This window comes from Microbacterium sp. SY138, assembly GCF_039729145.1.
GTDB lineage: Bacteria > Actinomycetota > Actinomycetes > Actinomycetales > Microbacteriaceae > Microbacterium > Microbacterium maritypicum_A.
The window spans coordinates 36,040-52,092 of record NZ_CP155793.1 but is presented as its reverse complement, the minus strand read 5'-3'; the positions used below and the strand labels follow the sequence as shown (position 1 = coordinate 52,092).

General features: G+C 67.0%; 17 protein-coding genes. 11 read left to right on the top strand and 6 right to left on the bottom strand.

Going from position 1 to position 16,053, the window contains the following annotated elements:
• Positions 1–56 precede the first annotated feature (56 nt).
• From ABDC25_RS00275 to ABDC25_RS00255, 5 genes are all read left to right on the top strand, one after another.
• Entirely contained in the window at positions 57–650 is a 594-nt protein-coding gene (locus ABDC25_RS00275) for an isochorismatase family protein (protein ID WP_029259495.1), read from the top strand.
• 55 nt (positions 651–705) lie between these two features.
• Positions 706–1,206, top strand: a complete 501-nt coding sequence (locus ABDC25_RS00270; protein ID WP_021201335.1) for a MarR family winged helix-turn-helix transcriptional regulator — start codon at positions 706–708, stop codon at positions 1,204–1,206.
• Entirely contained in the window at positions 1,203–2,006 is an 804-nt protein-coding gene (locus ABDC25_RS00265) for an SDR family oxidoreductase (protein ID WP_021201336.1), read from the top strand. The genes ABDC25_RS00270 and ABDC25_RS00265 overlap by 4 nt, the downstream gene beginning before the upstream one ends.
• Before the next feature lie 302 nt (positions 2,007–2,308).
• Positions 2,309–2,575, top strand: a complete 267-nt coding sequence (locus ABDC25_RS00260) for a hypothetical protein (RefSeq protein WP_347124209.1) — start codon at positions 2,309–2,311, stop codon at positions 2,573–2,575.
• The gene (locus tag ABDC25_RS00255) at positions 2,572–2,874 is read left to right on the top strand and encodes a hypothetical protein (protein ID WP_021201338.1); all 303 of its coding nucleotides are present in this window, start codon (positions 2,572–2,574) and stop codon (positions 2,872–2,874) included. Before ABDC25_RS00260 ends, ABDC25_RS00255 begins: the two co-directional genes overlap by 4 nt.
• A gap of 55 nt (positions 2,875–2,929) precedes the next feature.
• Here ABDC25_RS00255 and ABDC25_RS00250 read toward each other — a convergent pair whose 3' ends face one another.
• On the bottom strand, positions 2,930–3,568 hold the full coding sequence (locus ABDC25_RS00250; RefSeq protein WP_347124207.1) for a hypothetical protein: 639 nt from the start codon (positions 3,566–3,568) through the stop codon (positions 2,930–2,932).
• Between the two features lie 150 nt (positions 3,569–3,718).
• Here ABDC25_RS00250 and ABDC25_RS00245 point away from each other — a divergent pair, with 150 nt between their 5' ends.
• The gene (locus ABDC25_RS00245) at positions 3,719–4,687 is read left to right on the top strand and encodes a GNAT family N-acetyltransferase (protein ID WP_347124205.1); all 969 of its coding nucleotides are present in this window, start codon (positions 3,719–3,721) and stop codon (positions 4,685–4,687) included.
• Between the two features lie 257 nt (positions 4,688–4,944).
• Here ABDC25_RS00245 and ABDC25_RS00240 read toward each other — a convergent pair whose 3' ends face one another.
• The 3 genes from ABDC25_RS00240 to ABDC25_RS00230 all read right to left on the bottom strand — a co-directional run bounded on the left by ABDC25_RS00240 (position 4,945) and on the right by ABDC25_RS00230 (position 8,152).
• The gene (locus tag ABDC25_RS00240; RefSeq protein ID WP_152525978.1) at positions 4,945–5,676 is read right to left on the bottom strand and encodes a GntR family transcriptional regulator; all 732 of its coding nucleotides are present in this window, start codon (positions 5,674–5,676) and stop codon (positions 4,945–4,947) included.
• On the bottom strand, positions 5,669–6,373 hold the full coding sequence (locus tag ABDC25_RS00235; RefSeq protein ID WP_021201342.1) for a GntR family transcriptional regulator: 705 nt from the start codon (positions 6,371–6,373) through the stop codon (positions 5,669–5,671). The genes ABDC25_RS00240 and ABDC25_RS00235 overlap by 8 nt, the downstream gene beginning before the upstream one ends.
• A gap of 360 nt (positions 6,374–6,733) precedes the next feature.
• Complete coding sequence (locus ABDC25_RS00230) at positions 6,734–8,152, bottom strand: MFS transporter (RefSeq protein WP_031208155.1); 1,419 nt, start codon at positions 8,150–8,152, stop codon at positions 6,734–6,736.
• A 109-nt stretch (positions 8,153–8,261) separates the two neighbouring features.
• On the opposite strand from ABDC25_RS00230, the gene ABDC25_RS00225 reads away from it, so the two are divergent.
• Complete coding sequence (locus ABDC25_RS00225) at positions 8,262–9,281, top strand: LacI family DNA-binding transcriptional regulator (RefSeq protein WP_021201344.1); 1,020 nt, start codon at positions 8,262–8,264, stop codon at positions 9,279–9,281.
• 3 nt (positions 9,282–9,284) lie between these two features.
• On the opposite strand, the gene ABDC25_RS00220 is transcribed toward ABDC25_RS00225, so the two are convergent.
• Complete coding sequence (locus tag ABDC25_RS00220; RefSeq protein ID WP_347124201.1) at positions 9,285–10,217, bottom strand: nucleoside hydrolase; 933 nt, start codon at positions 10,215–10,217, stop codon at positions 9,285–9,287.
• Between the two features lie 113 nt (positions 10,218–10,330).
• Here ABDC25_RS00220 and ABDC25_RS00215 point away from each other — a divergent pair, with 113 nt between their 5' ends.
• Together ABDC25_RS00215 and ABDC25_RS00210 are read left to right on the top strand one after the other, a co-directional pair.
• Positions 10,331–11,179 (top strand): ribokinase, encoded by an 849-nt coding sequence (locus ABDC25_RS00215; protein ID WP_021201346.1) that lies wholly within the window; start codon positions 10,331–10,333, stop codon positions 11,177–11,179.
• Between the two features lie 602 nt (positions 11,180–11,781).
• The gene (locus ABDC25_RS00210) at positions 11,782–12,231 is read left to right on the top strand and encodes a hypothetical protein (protein ID WP_031208159.1); all 450 of its coding nucleotides are present in this window, start codon (positions 11,782–11,784) and stop codon (positions 12,229–12,231) included.
• Between the two features lie 189 nt (positions 12,232–12,420).
• Here ABDC25_RS00210 and ABDC25_RS00205 read toward each other — a convergent pair whose 3' ends face one another.
• Positions 12,421–14,061 carry an SIR2 family protein gene (locus tag ABDC25_RS00205; RefSeq protein WP_347124198.1) on the bottom strand — a complete coding sequence of 547 codons (1,641 nt, stop codon included), beginning with the start codon at positions 14,059–14,061 and terminating at the stop codon, positions 12,421–12,423.
• A 284-nt stretch (positions 14,062–14,345) separates the two neighbouring features.
• On the opposite strand from ABDC25_RS00205, the gene ABDC25_RS00200 reads away from it, so the two are divergent.
• Together ABDC25_RS00200 and ABDC25_RS00195 are read left to right on the top strand one after the other, a co-directional pair.
• Entirely contained in the window at positions 14,346–15,053 is a 708-nt protein-coding gene (locus ABDC25_RS00200) for a hypothetical protein (protein ID WP_292777211.1), read from the top strand.
• Between the two features lie 480 nt (positions 15,054–15,533).
• On the top strand, positions 15,534–15,905 hold the full coding sequence (locus tag ABDC25_RS00195; protein WP_152525979.1) for a hypothetical protein: 372 nt from the start codon (positions 15,534–15,536) through the stop codon (positions 15,903–15,905).
• Positions 15,906–16,053: the final 148 nt, after the last annotated feature.

Sequence of the window (16,053 nt, the reverse complement as noted above, 5' to 3'; positions counted from 1 at the left end):
CTGTTCAGAGTCGTTCGGGTCAACAAGACTACAGACGACCCGAGAGAGGACACCTCATGACCACGTCATCCACACTCCGCGCCCTGAGCGGCATCGTCGACGCCCCTGCCGCCCTCGCGGCCTCGACCGTCATCCTCGTCGACTTCCAGAACACCTACACCCGCGGAGAGATGGAGCTCGACGGGTGGGACGCCGCCCTCGACGCCGCGGCCGACCTCCTCATGCGGGCCCGCAGCGCCGGTGCGACCGTGATCCACGTGCAGCACGACGGCGGGGTCGGCTCGGCGTACGACATCCGCGAGGACATCGGCGCGATCCACGAACGTGTCGCTCCGACCGACGGGGAGGCGGTCGTCGTGAAGACCGCTCCGAACTCCTTCGTCGGCACCGAGCTCGGAGACCTCATCGACGCCGCGGGCCACGACGATGTCGTGATCGCCGGGTTCATGACGCACATGTGCGTCACCTACACGACCGAGGGCGCCTTCCTCCGCGGAAACCGTCCGACGGTGGTCGCTGCCGCCACCGCGACGCGAAGCCTCCCCTCGGTCGTCGGCGACGTGTCGGCCGCGCAGCTGCACCGCGCAGCCCTCGCCGGCATCGCCGATCTGTACGCCACGGTCGTCGCGACGGCGGCCGACCTCTCTTGACGGACAACCCTCCTTTTACAGTTGCCTCACGCAACTGAGCTGATATGATGAGCTTGTGGCGATCGAGGGCAGGATCGAAGACATCCGTGAGGCGCTGGTCGGCGTCGTCGCGGAGTGGACGCAGAGCGAGCTGCAGGTAGAGGTCGCCGAGAGCGTCGACAGATCCCTCGATGCCGCAGAGGTGCGCAGCCTGTACCTGGTCGGCATGAGCGGCGGCTCCCTGGGGTTCAGTCAGCTGGCCGATCGAGCCGCGTTGTCGCGCCCGACGACGTCGAAGCTGGTCTCGCGGATGTCGGCGCAGGGCTTCTTCGACCGGGTCCGCTCCGGCCGCACGGTCGATGTGCGCCTGACGGACGCGGGCCGCGAAGCCTACGGACGACTCGTCGCCGCCGGGCAGCAGATGGTCGGCGGCGCCCTCGCCGGCTGGTCGACACAGGAGATCGCCCAGTTCCAGGCTCACCTCAGCCGTTTCGTCGCCGCCCTACCAGGGGCGACGCAGGCGACCGTATCGCGGTCGCCGTCCGATGCCGTCTCATCACCCCAGGAGGAATCATGACCCGCACCTATGTCGTCACCGGCGCCGCATCCGGCATCGGCGCCGCGACCGCCGAGCTGCTTCGCGCGCACGGACACACCGTGATCGGTGTCGACCTCGCCGGCGTGGAGGTCACAGGCGACCTCTCGACTCCCGAAGGCCGCGCGGCCGCCGCTGACGCCGTGCTCGCCACCGCCGACGGAGGCATCGACGCGATCATCGCGTGCGCGGGGATCGCGGCGCCGATCGCCAAGACCATGGCGATCAACTACTTCGGTGTGACCGAGTTCCTCACCGCGCTGCTGCCGAACCTGAGCCTGGCGGACCAGCCGCGCGCCGCCGTGGTGTCGTCGATGGCATCGCTGCAGCCCGTCTCGGCCGAGCTCGTCGACGCGGCACTGAGCGGCGACGAGCCCCTCGCCCTCGAGATCGGCGATCAGCTCGCCGCCACGGCTGAGGGAGGGTTCCTCAACTACTCCTCGAGCAAGCGCGCCCTCTCGCGCTGGGTGCGACGCGCGTCGGTCTCCGACGCCTGGGCCGGTGCGGGGATCCCCCTCAACGCCGTCGCGCCCGGCACGGTCACCACGGCCATGACCGCCGGATTGCTGGCGAGCCCTGAGGGCCTGGCACAGGTCGACGCCGCCGTGCCGATGCCCCTCAACTACCACCAGCCCGCATCGTCGATCGCCGAGCTGCTGGTGTGGCTGACCAGCCCGGCCAACACCCATATGGCAGGTCAGACCATCTATTGCGACGGCGGTGCCGACGCCGTGCTGCGCGGCGACGACATCTGGTCCTGGAACGACGCTCCGCGCGCCTGACACCCACCCCGCGAGAAGGCCCGGTCCCCCGTGGATCGGGCCTTCTCGGCGCTTCCGACCCACTCGGACCACCTCCTTATTTTGAATGACTAAAAATAAGTGTTACTGTCGTAGGGAACCGGACGGCCAGATCGTCCTTCCCTCCGTCGGCATCCGACAGCTCTGCGGGAAGGCTCCTGGCCGCAGGACAGCGCGCCGTCCGTCGGGGGTCTCTGGCCCCAGGGGGTGTTCGGCGCGCCCACGCGCAAGAACGGATGCACCCGCGTTCGACGGCGCCAGGAGACAGAGGAGAGGAATCACTGATGGAGGAGACCCGAACCGGTTGGAAACCGAACCCGGTGTTCAGTTCGATGCCGCATTCGATGGGCCGCGGCTCCCGCGAGGACATCGTCTGGGAGGCGCTCGACCGCGTGAACGGCAAGCCGGCACCCACGATGGGGACGATGCAGGCCGCCATGGGGAACGAGGCGCAGATCCGCATCGTCCACGACACCATCCGCGCCTACCTCGACGCGCACGGTCTCCGCGACACCAGCGAGCTGGGCGTCCGAGCCGGTGACCTCGCATGAGACGGCGAGCCGCGCAGGCCGCGCAGACGATGCACATCCGCTCGACCGAGCTCTGCCGTACACCGCCCGCCTCCCTCGACGACGATCAGTTCGTCGCCCAGCTCGGATCCGTCGGCCTCGGTAGCACGTCATACGTGGTCGGACGGCGCGATCCGCACGCTCCCGAATGGATCGTGCTCGACTACGCCACCGGTGGACACGAGCGAGTGTGGCGGCGGACACGACCGCAGACGGACGGCCTGCTCGCGTACGTCCTCGTCGAGGACGACTCCTCGAACGGATACGTGTCGGCCGCCTGACGGGAGCGTCGGTCGCCCGGCGGGAGCGGGGCGACCGACATGCGCAGAACGAGGGTCAATCCCCGAACACGACCACCGATCGCCTCCGCGAGCGCGCGGCCTGGATGGCCACGGCTCCCATCGCTCCGGTGGCGAGGATTCGTGTCAGCGTCAGCACGTGGGAGACGAGGATCATCGCATTCTGATCGGTCACGCTGCCGGACATCACGGCGACCTCGATCAACGACCCCAGGATCACCGTGGCGAGCGCGCCCGCGGGGACCACGTTCCAGGGCTTCGCGAGTGGACTGCGGAGGACACCTGCCACGATCGTTCCGCTGAGCCCCAACTCCACGAGGGCGTCCACGTAGATCGGTGCAGCCGACGTGATGTCGAACGACGCCGCCAGCGACGGGGGACCGACCGGCAGCCAGACCGCCAGGAGAAAGAGGGAGATGACCGCGGACCTCGGCGGCCGCAGGGTGCCGTCACGACGTGTAGCTCCGACCCCGGCCGCGGCGAGCGCGAGGCTGAAGGCCACGGTCGCCGCCGTCGAGATGCCGACGAGAGCATTCCCCTCGAGCGACCCGGGAAGACTGCGGAACGCGGCCAGCAGCGCCGAGACGATGAAGAGCACTCCGGAGGCCAGCCACCATGGCGACCACCGCGTCGATGCGCCCTCGACCGCGACCATCGGGGATTCAGGTCCACTCATCGCTCACCGCTCGTCATCGTTCAGGGCAGGTCCTGCCTCCACCCTCTCAGAGGCTCCGCGACAGCGCGAAAAGGGATGAACGCCTCCCTGGCATGGCACCCTGGTCATGCACCCGCCCGTCGTCGAACCCCCGAAAGCGTCGTGACCGCGATGAGCATCCGCGTCGAACCCGTCGATCCGCAGAACGTCACCCTCTTGCTGCGGTGGAACGGCATCCTCCGCGACGGGTGCGCCTTCGGCCGTCAGAAGGCGTGGTCCCGCAGCAACGAGGCCACGCGCCTGCAGTTCCAGAACCCCCATCCCACCCGCAGCTCGGTGCTGCTGCTCGCGGAGATCGACGGAGTGCCGGTCGGCGCGGCCGAGGCGCACGTGCACCCTGGCGAACCGGCAGACGTCGAGATCGCCGTTCTCGATGCGTTCCGTCGACGCGGAGTCGCCCGTGCGCTGCTCCACGCCGTGCGGAACACCCTGCGCGGCACCGCCACGGTGATGCGCACCGAGACGTACTCCGATGCCGGCGTCTCGTTCGCACGTTCCGAGGGCATGCGGATCGGCGTCCGCGAGAGCCGGCAGGTGGTCGATCTCCCGCTGCCGCAGGGCATCCTCGACAGCTTCCCCGGCCCGCCGTCGAACGTCGAGGTCATCTCGTGGGTGGACGCCTGTCCGGAGGAGCTTCTCGACGACTGGGCTCGGCTGCGCGCGCACATGTCGGACGACGTACCGATGGGCGACCTGACACGCACTGCCGCGCCCGTCGATGTCGCGGCCGTCCGCCGGAACGAGGAGCGCATGTCGGAACAGGGGTATGCCCTGGTGCGGAGCGTCGCTCGCATCGACGGGCACTCCGTCGGCTACACCGAGATCCTGCTCTCTCGGCCCGATCCGACGATCGCCCTTCAGGACGACACCTTCGTCGAGGAGCGGGTTCGAGCTCGCGGCATCGGGCGTGCGCTGAAGGTCGCCAACCTCCGCCGACTCCTGAGCGTTCCGGAGAGTGCCGGCTCGCGTTTCCTGCAGACGTACACGGCGCTGACGAACGAGCCGATGCTCGCCCTCAACAGGTCGGTCGGGTTCGAGGAGGTCGACGTGCTCACCGTTCTCGAGGGGCCGCTGGGCTGACGGCCGTCCCGATCGCCGGCCGCGCTCTCCTCACGATCCGGCAGCGGTCGGCTCACACTCTTCATCACCGGATGGACGTCCGCCGGCCGCCGTGGGGAACGGCGGCCAACGAACGAGGCGCAGCACCCCTCGATGGTGATCTTGGGGACGATCACCGTGACGGCGGGGAAGCCAGGGATGCTGGGCGGTCGCCCTCAGAAGGCGACTACTGAACGGTATCCACTCTCCGACCGGCCCAGTGAAATATCGGTGCGCGGTCAGTTCAGGATGAGGTCATCGAGCACGTAGACGTAGAGGTCGCCGACGATCTCCGCCCCTTCGTGCGCGGCCCCGTCGTCGACCGCTTCGAGAAGCTCCGCGACCGCGCCCGTCACCATCGCGGCGTTGCGCTCGCGCCCGAGGTGCGTGAACCCGAGCACGAGGGCGGGACGCTTGGCGGCGTGCATCGCTTCGAGGTACTGGCTTCGCGAGTAGGACGCCAGTATCTGGAAGAGGTTCCAGGTCAAGCCGGACGCGACCCGGTGATCGACGGATTGCGCCCGCCATGCCGTGATCGCCTGCTCGGCGGCCACCCGGAACGCCCGGCGCTCGCTCGGGGTCGCCCGCGCGATGCCCAGGGTCGCGGCCAGAGTCGACAGCCCGGAGCATTCCGCGACGACGGCCGCGAGCCACGCGCGTGTGGGGGTCGCCACCACCGACGACTTGTGCGCACGAGCCTCGACCAGATGCTGCACCGTCAGGATCGATATCGCCTCGCGCACGGTGTTCGTGGCGACGTCGAGCTCCTTCGCGAGCGTCGAGACCGTCAACGCGGCTCCCGGGGGCAGCTCGCCGGTCTCCATCTTGCGGGTCAGTGCCTCGACGACCGACTCCAGCCGTGTGGCCACAGGTCTCGGCGCGTCCAGATCCTTCCGATCGACGAGGTCGAGGATCTCGACCGACAGGAACGAGGGAGCACCCGCGCGCCTTTCCGACTCCGGGCTACTCACCGGGATGCCGCCATTCGCCGGTCAGCGCCGCCCGCAGTGGCTCGACCGTGGTGACGCGGAAGAGCTCGAAGACGGCATCCCGTGCGGCCGCGCCGTCTCGCGCTCGAAACGCCACCCGCAGCGGCTCCACGAGTACGCGCTGCTGCTGTCCGAGCCATTCGGGGAGAGGGCGATCCTGTACCGAGCGGCTCAGGTGCAGCACGAGGTTGCGATCGAGGATCTCGGTCACGATCGCGTTGTCGGCGAGTTCGATCACCTCGACCCACAGGGCGAACCAGAGCCGCAGCCCGTCCGGCATCCCTCCGCGAGTGAGGTCGGAGTCCAGGATCGCCTGCACGCGGGCATCGAGGGAGTCGAGCTGGGCGTCGGTGAGGGCGGGCACCACCTTCGCGGCTGCGTAGGCGATCAGCGCGCCAGCGGCCTCGGCGCGATCCGCCTGTGCCCGCAGATCGATGGGGGCCACCCGCGTGAAGCGGTTCGAGCTCATCTCGACCAGGCCCACGTCGGCGAGCCGGATGAGGGCCTCCCTGATCGGTGTGCGGGAGACGCCGTATTCGGCCTGCAGGTCCTGATCGCGGATCTCCTCGAGCGGAGCCAGGCGTCCGGTCACGATCTCCTGAGCCAACCGCGCGTACACCTGATCTCGGATCAGAGTACGAGGACGGGCCTTCGTCGAGGGCTTCGGCTCGTCCGTCATACCGGCCAGACTAACCAGCAGCCTTCGATTTGTCTCCGCCGTGGTGGGCTGGCGCATCTTCTCCCGTGGCGGGGGCGGTGGAGGGGGACGCGGAGGAGGCAGCCGAAGCGCACGCGGCGAGCGCGAGCGCCGAGGTGCTGAGCCCGACGGCGGCCAAAGCGAGAGCGAAACGGGGGTCTGGGGTGCGTGCGGTCACAGAACGTCTTCTCTGGGGAGGGTGGACTTCCATCGTCGCCGGGACGGCACGGGGAAGCATCGGCCGAAGGTAGCGGCGGCGTCGTACTACGGACGGATGTTTCCCGAGTGTTCGATGACGAGGACCCCCGCCCGGGGCGGGCGAGGGGCCCTCTGTGACGCGGACTAGCGCGACAGCTCGGCGGTCACGGGTTTGGGGATGAACATCGAGAAGACGAGGGCGCCGACCAGCACCACCGCCCCGGTGATCAGTGCCGCGACGTATCCCGCCGTCGCATCGCCTGCTCCGGAGGCGAACGAGGTCTGCGCCGCGTAGATGACGACGAAGCTCAGTCCCGCCCCGAGGTTGATGGCGCCCGTGTTCAGGCCGGGAAGCGAGCCAGGGCGGTCCTTCGGCGACAGCACGACACCCAGGCCGTTGAGCATGATGTTGCCGATCCCGGCATAGGTGACGCCGACCGCGATGGAGAGGAGGAGCAGGACGAACCGGGATGAGGTCTCGACATTGGCGACCATGATCGCGAGCACCGCGACGGTGCCGCCCAGCCCGATGCGCAGCATCGTGCGGTACCCGACGGTGGCGGCGAGCCTGCCGCTGAGCGGTCCCATCAGGAGGCCGGCGAGCGCGTAGGGCATCAGGATCCACAATGAGACCTCCTCGGCAGTCATCGCGAGGTTCATCGCCGTGTCCTGCGCGAGGGCGGGGACCACTCCGTTCATGATCGCGAAGATCCCCGACAGGGTGAGCAGCGAGGTGGCGCTGAGCGCCCAGGTGGCTCGTTGCTTGAGTTGGGCCGTCGAGACGAGCGGATCGTCGATCCTGCCCTCGAGCTTCCAGAAAGAGGTGAACGCCACGACGGCGACGACCGCGAGAACGATCACGAGCACCAGGTTCGCCTCGGCGAGCGCGCCCAGTTCGTTGAGAGCGACGAGCATCGACCCCACCGAGATGACCAGCAGCAGTGATCCCCACCAGTCCATACGCGGGCGGTCGTCGGCCATCGTCTCCGGGGCGAGGTATCGCACGGTGAGCGCAGCGATGATCGCCACACCCGCCATCGTCCAGAAGATGGAGGCGAAGCCGTGGTTCGTCGCCAGGTATCCGCCGAGCAGAGCATCTCCACCGGCGATCCCTCCGTTGACCGCCGTGACGACACCGAGGAGGGTCCCGTACGCCTTCGGATCCTTGACGGCCGCCCGCAGCATGATGAGGCAGAGAGGCACGACCGGCCCCGAGACGCCTTGGATGAGGCGACCGATGAAGAGCATCGGGACGTTGGTGGCCAGCGCCGCGACGACGCAGCCGATCGCCATCACCACGAGCATTCCGACCAGGACGCGTCGGCGCCCGATCAGGTCACCCAGGCGGGGGAGGAACAGGGTGAACAGCGCGGCGGCCGTGAAGAAGACGGTCTGCGTCGCGGCGATCTCGGTCGACGTCGCATCGAGCTCGCGCTCCATCGTCACCAGCGCGGGGCTCAGCATGCTGGCGTTGAGCTGGAAGGCCAGGCACGCGGCGAGGAGGGCGATCATCAGCGACACCACGCTGGTCCGGGTGCGAACCGCATCTACTTGATTGGTCATTGCTCACTTCTTCGTGTCGAATCGTTGGCTGTTCGCGTGCGTAATCCTTTACGCACGCCCTATCTTGGACTGATGGTGTCGACGGCGGCACCGGTCAGGGTGGGAAGTCGTGGTGAAGAAGGCGTCCGTCACGCTGCACGAGGTGGCAGCCGCCGCCGGTGTGTCCATCGCGACCGTCTCGCGAGCCCTCAACGGCAAGGACCGGGTGTCCGGTCGCACCGCGGAGCATGTGGCCGAGGTGGCCGAGCGACTCGGCTATCGGGTGAATCTCATCGGCCGCGGCCTGCGCGCCGGCACCGGCGCCACCATCGGCGTCGTGGTCCCGGTCATCAGCAACCCCTTCTACGGTGAGCTCATCCACCGCCTCGAGGACCATCTGCAGCGCCGCGGCTTCGATCTCGTCATCGCGGACTCCCACGGCGAGGTCGACCGCGAACGCGACCGCCTCCGCATGCTGGTCGAACGTCGCGTCGAGGGCATCTTCGTGGTCCCCTCCGACGCCGAGCTCTCGTTCGACGCCGTCGCAGACACCGCGCGAAGGGTTCCGCTCGTGCAGCTCGACCGTCGCGTGCTCGATCTTCCTGCCGACTTCGTGGGTGTCGACAACGACGCCGGCATCGATCTCGCCGTCGAGCACGTCACCGCCCGGGGCGCACACCGTGTGGTGCTCGTCTCGGGCAACGACGTCACCTCCGTGGGCCGTGAACGACGAGCGGCGTTCGAGGCCACGGTGCGCACCCGATCGATGCCCCGCGAACAGAACATCTTCGGCGAGTACCTGCTTGCCTTCGGCGAGAGGGCTGCGGAGGAGCTGCTGGCGCGCGGCCCTCTTCCCGATGCGATCATCGCCGGCGACGACCTCGTCGCTGCCGGGGCCATCGCGGCGCTGAAACGTGCCGGCAAGAGCGTGCCCTCCGATGTGCAGGTCACCGGCTTCGACGGCACGATGCTCGCCGACGTATGCGAACCGCGGTTGACGACCGTGGTGCAGCCGTTCGACGAGCTCGCCCGGGAGGCGACCGAGGCGCTGGTGCGTCGAATGGACGATCCCGAGGCCCCGTACGTGCTCAGCCGCCTCGCGCCGAGTCTGCGTGTGGCCGAGTCGACGACGCTCGTCGCGCCGCGCTGAACGTCAGGCCAGTGCCGCGACAGCATCCGTCACCAGGTTCCAGAACTTCGGCACGTCGAGGGTGATCGCGACGTCGGTGTTCGGCTCCTTGCCCAGCATGTCGTGAAGATCGACGCAGGTCGCGCCCGCCGTGAACTCACCCGCGGTCTCGATGTCGACGTGGCAGCGCTGGATCGATGCGACGGCGCGGTCGATCGCGATCGCCACGGTGATGGGATCGTGCAGAGGGCCTTCGGGCATTCCCTCCGCCTTCTCGTAGGTGCTGCAGAAGAAGCGCAGCAGCTCCACGCCGAAGGCCGCTGTCTCGTTGCCGACCGCACCGATCCGCCGGATCACCTCTTCGGTGATCAGCGCCTGATGGGAGATGTTGAGCCCGACCATCGTCAGCGGCAGCCCGAAGGCGAACACGACCGCTGCGGCTTCCGGGTCGGCCCAGGCGTTGAACTCCGGGTACGCGCCGACGTTGCCGCGGCCGGTCGAGCCGCCCATCCAGATGATCTCCTTGATCTGGGGCGCGACCTCCGGGTGCTGCTGCAGCAGGAGCGCGATGTTGGTGAGGGGGCCGGTCGGGATCAGCGTGATCGGCTCCGGTGAGGCGGCGAGAGTGTCGGCGAGGAACTCGACCGCGTGACGGGGGTCCAGCGGCACCGTGGGCTCCGGGAGGGCGGGCCCACCCAGGGCGTTCTCCCCATGGATCCATGCCCCGGGCGTCAGCTCACGGGTGAGCGGCTTGTCGGCACCTGCCGCGACCGGCACGTTCTCGACACCGGCGACGGTGAGGGCGATCCGCGCGTTCCGGGTCGTGTGCTCGAGGTAGCCGTTGCCGCCGACAGTGGTCACCCCGCGTAGGTCGATGGCGTCGTTTCCGGCTGCGAGCCAGATCGCGAAGACGTCATCGTGGCCCGGATCGCAGTCGAGAAGGACGGGAGTGGTCATGGTGCTCCTTTGCAGATGTTCGTGCGTAAACGTTTACACTTTCTCACGGGAACGTCAAGTCGACTGCGACGCCGTCGTTCCGATCCCGCCTCCTCGATCCGAAAGCTGCCGCCATGGTCACTCCCGCTCTTCCGTCTCTCGTCGTCGTCGGCAGTGCGAACGTCGACGTCACCGCGTTCGTCGATCGCCTCCCCACCGCAGGTGAGACCGTGGCGGGAGGACGACTCTCCCGCGATCTGGGCGGGAAGGGTGCGAATCAGGCCGTCGCCGCCGCGAAGCTCGGGGGACGGGTGCGCATGGTCGGCGCCGTCGGCGATGACGCCGACGGGACCTGGACGCGAGAGGAGATGATCCGGGCCGGAGTGGACGTCGCCGATCTGCGGACCGTGGACGCACCTACCGGAACGGCCCTGATCGTGGTGGATTCCGACGCCGAGAATCAGATCGCGGTCTGCCCGGGAGCGAACGACCACGTGGCCCTCGACGGGGTGACCTTCCGAGAAGACGAGGCGGTGCTCATGCAGTTGGAGATCGCACTCGCCGTCGTCGAAGCGGTGGCCGCCATCGCCACCGGTTTCGTCGCGGTCAACGCCGCCCCCGCCCAGCCCTTGCCCGAGGCCCTGCTGCGCCGCGTGGACCTGTTCATCGTGAACGAGACCGAACGCGAGCTCATGCCCGAGCTCGCCGAAGCCGAGCTCGTCGCCGTCACCTACGGGGCGGCCGGGGCGGCGTTGTACCGCCGGGGCGAGGAGATCGCACGGGCCGACGGCGTCCGTGCGGAGGCCGTGAACACCGTCGGCGCGGGCGATGCGTTCTGTGCGGCTCTCGTGCTCGCGCTTCGCGCCGGAAATTCGCCGGCCGACGCGCTTGCAGCCGCCTGTGCGGTCGGATCCGCGGCCGTGTCGCACCTCTCGTCGCAGCCGCCGCTCGCGCACCTGAACCGGTATCTGCCCGTGCGGTGAGGAGGCTGACCGCACCTCCGGCGCCGGCTCCGTGGGCGCGGCGTCCACGGACCTGATCCAAAAGAGAAGGCCCGGCTTCCTCAACGGAACCGGGCCATTCTCACACTCGGATCGGATCAACTTCCGATACGCACCTACTGTGGGTGGTTCATGATTTCCGCGATCCCAGTCGAGAGTAAGGCTCGTGGAAGGGGGATTTCAGCGCTTTCCACGCTAAGCACTCCGATTTTCCACACCCTCGGAAAGCCTTTGTGTCTCCGGGATGTGCATCTGCCCGCACACGCCCGAGACGGACACGCTTTCGCCTGCGAGGATCGCCCTCAGATCGGTGGATTCCTGTTTCATCCCGGGCTGCGCGAGCAAGCTGGAGTCTCACTTCAAGCCCAATGGCATAGACCGCAGTCCGTCAGCTTAAAAGCGCCGCAGCGGCAGCCTGGTTCGCGGTCTAGCGTTCTGCGCACACAGGGCGGCAGTTGGGGTACGCACGGGCGATGCCGTGTTCGTGGCGCGGTTGACCGTGAACACTGCGGCGCCTCAGATCGAACGTGACGGACCGCGGCCCGCCCGGCCATTGGCCCGTCACGCCGCGGTACGCTCCGAGCATGCTCTGGACTCTCATCGGCCGCGGCATCGAGATCGTTGGTCTTGCCGTCGCCGCCTACGGACTCTTCCTCAGCTGGCGCGGGGTCGCGGACGGTCACCCCCTGATCCCGCTCCGACGAAGACATCGCCGTACCGGTGTCGCTGCCAGTGGGACGGTCGCAATCTCGGCCAGCGCGTACGGGTATGTGACGCACCCAGACGAGACCGTCGACGAGAAGCTTGCGAGAGTGCACTCAGTTCTTGCCACGCTCGACAGAAGGATCACGACTGAAACTCATGACCGCGAACAGTCCATCGCGCGGCTGGCGAGCGCCGTGCGAGTCGACTGGGACCGCGAGAACGCTGAACGAAAGGCTGAGGCGCGGTCGGACACCCGCGTGGCTGTCGCCGGCCTCTGCTTCGCTGCGATTGGAGCGGTGCTGCAGTTGATTGGTTCGGCCACTCTCTAAGCACAGGCCGACTCCCGTGGACTGCAGTCCGACCGCCAGGAAGCCCACAGACATCATGCTCTTCGCGTCTGCGCGCCAGAACCTCCAGGGCGGTCTTGCCACCGGGACCGGTCTTGAAAGCCGCGACCCACGCGATAGGGACAGTGACAAGAACAACAATCACCAGCGATGCGCCTCAACCCTTGCACTTTAGTACCGGCGGTAACGCTCGAGCGTAGCCCGGTGTGCGATGAGCGCGTCATCGAGCGTGCCCTCATCGCTGACGAGAACACGAATCCACTCGTCGCTGCCGTTGCGCTCCACATCGCGACGGAACCGAGCTTCGGCTTTCGGAACCTCGTCCAGCCATGCCCAGTCCCCGACATACTCGCCGGAGATGGCACGGTAGCCGCCGCGGTGCGATTGGAGGAGGCCCATGCGGTACTCGAACCCGTGAAATGCAGCTTGAAAGCTGTCGTCACCGCCGATGAGGTCACCGAAGTATCTGCGGGTGTCTTCAAGGAAGACGTGACTGACCGGGTAGTAGAAGTGTGTTTGCTCACTTCGCGGCATGACGTTGACCCACTCGTCGTTCGCGATGCGTAGGTAATGGAGAAACTGGACACAGTTCTGCGGGTCAGTGCCTCGGTAGCGGTCGACTACCTCTACACGGGACGTGAGTTGGGGGAGCAATTCTTCCCGCCCGCGCTTGGTCGCGGTTATGGAGATCACCTCGAGAGCGACGAGCGCCGGTATCCGCCGCGCCCCCCGATAGCCCTCGTTGTAACTCGGCTCGAAGGCCGCCGCCACGTCCACGAGACGTTGCACGACGTCTTGCCACAGCTGGTCGTGGTGCCCTTCGATGTCGTGCCAGACACCTTCAATGAGGAGTGGCGCAAGACGCTCCATGGATCGGAATCGCTCCTCCCAAACTGCTTGGAGATCCTCGCCGGTGACGTCAGCCCCGCCCCCTGTGATGGGCTGGGTGGCGATCCCCTCGACCACCTCGTCGACCACTCCCATCACCAGATCGTGAAGATCCAACCGACGGACAGGATCAGGGAGGTACTTCTTCAGACGCGCAACCGCCAAGGCGGTGGTGAGTGGCGCCGCCGACATACGGTCCAGGGCGTCAAGGTTTTCCGCAAGTTCGGTGAACAGCGCATCCGCATTCGTAGCGGGGACGCACACCCCTCGTCGAGCCGCGATGAGACGCTTCGCATTTGCCTTCCGAGCGCTGCGTTCATCCCAGAAGAGCGGATACCGGTGACGCGCTACCTCAAGCGCGTGGACAAGTGCGTTGTCCCATTCGGCGGACCATCCGGAGATGACCAGTCCATACTCCTCGAACACTTGTGACAGCACATTTATCCACTCGGCAGGGTACTCGGACAGTTCCGACGGCGTGTTGCGCGAACCGAGATCCTTGTAGTCTCCGTGAAGCTTGATGACAGTGGCGGGAGCGTGAGCGAGCGGCATCATCCCGTTTACCGCTTCCGCGCGGGAGATCACCTGTGGGGAGATCCCAACGGCCTCCAACGCTTGTTCCATGAGTCGGTCGAAGTTTGTGGTGACGATGACCCGGACGGCCCCACGCTTGACGAGCTGGGCGATGACATGGTGCGCTCGACTGGGGACGAGTGGCTCGCCGTCCGCCGTCGTGCCCTCGAAGAACTCAGCTAGGAGTCCCTGTCGCGCCGCTGGCGTGTGAGCGAGCTGTTCGAGGAGCGTGGAGTACCCGAGTTCTCCTTTCCCGTGGGCCCGCCACCACGCATCCGCATCGATCCGTGCTGCATCGGCACCCTCGCCATCCCCCTCCAGCATGGCGACGCGGGCGACGAGTTCACTCACGACTCCCCACCCCGTCGGAACACCGGCGCCGGTTGAGACGCCAGAGCCCAGGAGCAGCGCATACACCCCTGGTTGGGCATGCATGGTGGTCGCCAGCGAAACGAGGGGGGAGATTGCAGGAGGCACAGACGGTCCTTCCGACACGCGATGAGCGCTTGGGGTGAATCCGGAGTAGTTCAGCGGGCGCATTTCATGCGCTCTGCCACCCTTGCACATCGCCGGCGCGGTCCACATGCCTCAGCAGTCGCCGTCCACTTCAGGGTCGCGCCCTTACGCTGTGAGTCGTGACCGAAAGTGCACCCGCAAGCTGGTGGGACCAATTCTTGGCAGCCCTCATCAGTCCAACTGCCGCTGCAGACGTCGTGCTCACACTGCTCAGCGTCGGCCTCGCGTTCCTCGGTGCTTTCTGGCTGTTCCGCGGACAGCTTTCCCATGACAGGCAGCTGACCCAAGTCCAGTTGGCCGCGGAGCGCACCGAGCGCGTCAACGATGCCCGACGTCAGGCGGCACGAAAGCTCGGGAACGCACTCATCACGGCTCAGGATGAGTTCAACTCGATGGATGGTCCCACGTTGTTCGAGGCGGCGAGCCGTCCAGGGTTCAACGGCGACCAAGGCGCTCCGGGCGCAGAGACCATCTACAGGGCCTTCCGGGTGGCCGAACATGAGCTTGACCTCGACGACATCATCCTCCGTCTGCGCCGAGTGCGTCTGGCGTGGTGGCATGGCGTCCGTTCCGTGCATGACAGTGGTCGTTTGAAGCGGCTCCCGAGGGAGCAGCAGGCACACGTCTTGTTCGCGCTCGCTGACGAGTACTTCACACCAAATGGAGAGCAGCTTCTTGAGCTCGGGCGGGCCCTCATGCGGTGGGACGGTGCGGGCGAGGTGCCAACCCTGGACCAGGTTTTCATGAAAGGATGCGAGACCCCCGCCGCGCTGGCGCAGTCCGTTGAGCGCCTACTCACCCGGGAACTCCCTAAGCTGCCCTGGTAGCAGCCGACCGCAAGGCTTCCATACAGAACGCAGCGGCTGCGAACACTGTAGATGCAGCAACTCTTATCCGAACTCCTGTGCGAGGGGGATCCGCGGCCGGGCTCGTCGGGTCGATGTCACTCGCCGCCACCCCGCGGCGGGCAAACAACCTCGAACAGCACTGCATCGCGTACGACCGTGAGTTTTCCAACCTGCGCACTCAGCGTTGCCTGAAGCGATCTGCTAACGATGCTGCGGACCCTACCCTCGATGGCCCCAAGCCAAAAAGGGCATCGCGGCCTGCCAAAATGCCTGCCACATGACTCCCCCCTGTCGCCGCCCAGGATCGAACTCCTCCCTCATGGCGCAGCTCGCGACGCCAGGTGGTTGGTCTCGTGACCGTGTCAGAGGGCCGTCGATGCGCGCACACCTCAGGCGCCAGATAACGGACCTGTCGACAGCGCGCGACCATCCATCGGACGTACACGTTACGCTCACAAGATGATGTCGCCAGCGAGGTCGAAGTCGGGTGTCCGTACAGGGCAAGGTCCGTTGGAGCGCTTTAGCAGGCCAATCTGCCTCATCACCGGAGTTCTTATTGTGCCGTTTGCCCTCGCGATTCTTGTCGGTGGTGCCGGCGAACTGACGGCCTCGAGTGCGGTTCGGATGGCGTTCGCTGGGGTGGCTGGGCAAACAGTTGCTGTGCTGACCGCACTGGTCCTTGTTGTCGATACACTGCGGCGACGAGAGCAGATCTACTGGATTCTGCTCTACGGTTTCATAGCGGCAGCGGTTGGCTTGTTTGCGTACTATCAGGTCACGAGCGCAGCCGAGTTGTTGCTGACTCGCCTTGATGGAGTGGAGAAAGTCTGAGCACTATTACCACGAGCCGGGAGGCGACATCACGCGGATGTAGGAATGCCTACTCCGGTGCCGTCGTACAAGTCTCCGAGATCACATGCTTGCTGCCCCGGCATACTCGCCTCCGGATCGGCGGACGCAGTCTCCTCTTCCTCGGGGG

Bases quoted from the DNA above. Each gene is read 5' to 3' on its own strand.
- ABDC25_RS00275 (WP_029259495.1), top strand. From the start codon at position 57: ATGACCACGTCATCCACACTCCGCGCCCTGAGCGGCATCGTCGACGCC.
- ABDC25_RS00245 (WP_347124205.1), top strand. From the start codon at position 3,719: ATGAGCATCCGCGTCGAACCCGTCGATCCGCAGAACGTCACCCTCTTG.
- ABDC25_RS00210 (WP_031208159.1), top strand. From the start codon at position 11,782: ATGCTCTGGACTCTCATCGGCCGCGGCATCGAGATCGTTGGTCTTGCC.
- ABDC25_RS00255 (WP_021201338.1), top strand. From the start codon at position 2,572: ATGAGACGGCGAGCCGCGCAGGCCGCGCAGACGATGCACATCCGCTCG.
- ABDC25_RS00235 (WP_021201342.1), bottom strand. From the start codon at position 6,373: ATGACGGACGAGCCGAAGCCCTCGACGAAGGCCCGTCCTCGTACTCTG.
- ABDC25_RS00215 (WP_021201346.1), top strand. From the start codon at position 10,331: ATGGTCACTCCCGCTCTTCCGTCTCTCGTCGTCGTCGGCAGTGCGAAC.
- ABDC25_RS00260 (WP_347124209.1), top strand. From the start codon at position 2,309: ATGGAGGAGACCCGAACCGGTTGGAAACCGAACCCGGTGTTCAGTTCG.
- ABDC25_RS00195 (WP_152525979.1), top strand. From the start codon at position 15,534: ATGATGTCGCCAGCGAGGTCGAAGTCGGGTGTCCGTACAGGGCAAGGT.
- ABDC25_RS00230 (WP_031208155.1), bottom strand. From the start codon at position 8,152: ATGACCAATCAAGTAGATGCGGTTCGCACCCGGACCAGCGTGGTGTCG.
- ABDC25_RS00220 (WP_347124201.1), bottom strand. From the start codon at position 10,217: ATGACCACTCCCGTCCTTCTCGACTGCGATCCGGGCCACGATGACGTC.
- ABDC25_RS00250 (WP_347124207.1), bottom strand. From the start codon at position 3,568: ATGAGTGGACCTGAATCCCCGATGGTCGCGGTCGAGGGCGCATCGACG.
- ABDC25_RS00265 (WP_021201336.1), top strand. From the start codon at position 1,203: ATGACCCGCACCTATGTCGTCACCGGCGCCGCATCCGGCATCGGCGCC.